At 35.5% G+C, this 2,304-nt stretch carries 5 protein-coding genes; 4 read left to right on the top strand and 1 reads right to left on the bottom strand.

What is annotated here, in order from left to right; translation table 11 throughout:
• The 4 genes from ACFIK3_RS09265 to ACFIK3_RS09250 all read left to right on the top strand — a co-directional run.
• The coding region (locus ACFIK3_RS09265; RefSeq protein WP_375676604.1) for a DnaB-like helicase C-terminal domain-containing protein at nucleotides 1–132 on the top strand (132 nt) is incomplete at its 5' end.
• 85 nt (nucleotides 133–217) lie between these two features.
• Nucleotides 218–658: a single-stranded DNA-binding protein gene (gene ssb / locus ACFIK3_RS09260; RefSeq protein WP_375631940.1), complete on the top strand. Its 441-nt coding sequence runs from the start codon at nucleotides 218–220 to the stop codon at nucleotides 656–658.
• A gap of 15 nt (nucleotides 659–673) precedes the next feature.
• Nucleotides 674–1,009 carry a hypothetical protein gene (locus tag ACFIK3_RS09255; protein WP_375624384.1) on the top strand — a complete coding sequence of 112 codons (336 nt, stop codon included), beginning with the start codon at nucleotides 674–676 and terminating at the stop codon, nucleotides 1,007–1,009.
• A complete protein-coding gene (locus ACFIK3_RS09250) occupies nucleotides 996–1,550 on the top strand; it encodes a hypothetical protein (RefSeq protein ID WP_375676603.1) in 555 nt (184 codons plus the stop codon). The genes ACFIK3_RS09255 and ACFIK3_RS09250 overlap by 14 nt, the downstream gene beginning before the upstream one ends.
• Here ACFIK3_RS09250 and ACFIK3_RS09245 read toward each other — a convergent pair.
• Entirely contained in the window at nucleotides 1,534–2,079 is a 546-nt protein-coding gene (locus ACFIK3_RS09245; protein ID WP_375627969.1) for a hypothetical protein, read from the bottom strand. The genes ACFIK3_RS09250 and ACFIK3_RS09245 overlap by 17 nt on opposite strands.
• Nucleotides 2,080–2,304: the final 225 nt, after the last annotated feature.

Raw genomic sequence — 2,304 nt, 5'->3', positions numbered from 1 at the left:
ATGGAGCAAGCCAAGGGTAAAGCCGAGGTTATTATAGCAAAACAACGCCATGGTCCGACAGGAATCGTTCCCCTTGCATTTCAATCCGATTTTACACGCTTTAGTGATTTAGAACATAATGTAAAACATTAAATAATTGTTATTAGCTAACTGAAAACATTGTAAAAACACATAAAACATGTTATGATCTTTACATCATTTAATGGGACTTACAAACATGCTTAATAAAGTGATTTTAATTGGTCATTTAGGTGCCAATCCAGAAAGCAAAACAATGTCATCTGGCATCGAGGTGGTCAATTTTCGAATGGCAACGTCTGAGAGCTATACAGACAAGGCAACCAATAAGAGAATAGACAAAACCGAATGGCATTCCATTGTGGTGTTTAATCCACATCTTGCAAAAATAGCTCTCCAGTATCTGAATAAGGGCAGCAAAGTTTATATCGAGGGGCGACTACAAACCCGTAAATGGCAAGATAAAAACGGTGTTGATCGCTATGTAACAGAAGTCATATTGCCTCAGTACAAAGGCGAGTTAAAGCTTTTAGATGGCAAAAATGATGATAATCAAGATCAGTCATCTGCTTATGACAGAAGCATTTACAGACCTCTTGATACGCCCCATACCGTTATGAATGACAGTGTTCCTTTTTAAACAGAAGGTGCTTTAATGGATAGTAAAAAGAAGCCTAGGGTTAGTACAGAAGAATCTGAACCCGTTTATATGCTTACAGAGAATGATATAGAGCTGTTAAGAGATTGTATGTCATCTACATCAATGAGTTATTACAGTATAGTGATGGGTGCTTTATTGAGTACACTTTTCATTCTGCTCTTAAAACTTTCTTGGGATCAAAGTCACTTAAAACTTAAGTTAGGTGTTGCTGCTGTAATATGCATTTTAGTGGTTTTATTGTTCTTTTTAAATCGAATTTCATGGTCAAGATCAGAGAGAATTTGGCAAGATATTAAACAGACATCTGAGGACATAAGTGAAAAAAAATAAAAAGAGGGGACGCCCTAAAATAGCAGGGCAGGTAAGAGAACCAAACGGACGTATATCACGTGCAAAAGCACCGCGTGAAGCCGTTGATAAATTGGCAATAGAAATGCGTGCAAAGCGCTTCGGTTTAACGCTACAGGAGGCAAAAAATCCACTTTCTGGTACCTATATCGGGCGGCTTTACTTGCAAGGCGTGATTACTCAAGAGCAATATGATGCCGCGCAACAATATCTACAGATAAGGAATAATTACCTTTGTGCAAAGGGCTTGCCTAATGCTATTTATGATGATGTTTCTACAAACTCAGACCCTAATAGCTTTGAGCAATGGGTTGAAAAAGCAACGCGTCATTATCAATCTGTTCACGAGGCAATAAAAGAGGCGCAACATCTCTATAGACAGTACAATCTTTATGCAGCGCTACAGTACCTTGTTAGTGAAGATCAAGAATTACTACATCTTGTGAGTTCGCTAAAGGTTGCTCTTAATGCGCTTCAAAAGTATTTTTCGCAAAATTATGTAACTATCAATAAAAGTGAATGATAAACTTATATAACGCTTCACTTTCATAATCTAGTTTATGAAGTTTTCTTTTATTTTCAATTATCCGCTTTTCAATTATAGGAAGGGCTTTCAGAATTTCTGATTCCTCCATATGGTTCTTAGATTGTTTTGCTTTATTTAGATCCTCTATTGCACTTATTTTTTGTAGCATACTGCCGGTTAAATCGCTAAAACTATTGTTTCTTTCCCACAGTATATCATGCCATTCTCTTATCATATTTACATGTTGTTCAAAACGTTCTTTTGATAAAGTCGACATGTTATGCAAGAAATATACTTCTTCTATCATTCTAATTTCTTTGAATCTTTTTTCCCACCATTCGTTTCCATGAATTAGGTGATTATGAAGTTCGGTTTTTAATTCTGTGGTTACTTTTGAACAGAATAACTTATTAAAAAATGAAGAAGATTCTTCAGAATTAGCATATCCATTTGAAGTGGATATAAAACACGTTGTAAAAAGTGCGATAATTAATACGCTTCTAAATAAAGATTTTTTTATAAACATCATTTCTACCTTATATGTCTACCTTAATGTGCACTTTATCTGTTTAACTGATTCACTTTGAAATTATCAATATGTGTTATTTTAGTGTTGACAAAGTGTAGCAAATCGTATTTAATGACAAATACGGCACTTGTCGTATTGTGTCTAGACGAGAGGCAGTGCAGTTTGGAATCCCCGCAAATGCGGGGTTTTTTATTATCTGGAGGGCGTATTTTATGACATCAG

The sequence above is a fragment of the Bartonella sp. CB10SXKL genome (genome assembly GCF_042195515.1).
Taxonomy (GTDB): domain Bacteria; phylum Pseudomonadota; class Alphaproteobacteria; order Rhizobiales; family Rhizobiaceae; genus Bartonella.
The sequence above is the reverse complement of the archived record's forward strand: the minus strand, read 5'-3'. Positions and strand labels throughout refer to the sequence as shown.

What these genes read in the sequence shown, in the direction of transcription:
- ssb (WP_375631940.1), top strand. Translation starts at nt 218, where the DNA reads ATGCTTAATAAAGTGATTTTAATTGGTCATTTAGGTGCCAATCCAGAA.
- ACFIK3_RS09255 (WP_375624384.1), top strand. Translation starts at nt 674, where the DNA reads ATGGATAGTAAAAAGAAGCCTAGGGTTAGTACAGAAGAATCTGAACCC.
- ACFIK3_RS09245 (WP_375627969.1), bottom strand. Translation starts at nt 2,079, where the DNA reads ATGTTTATAAAAAAATCTTTATTTAGAAGCGTATTAATTATCGCACTT.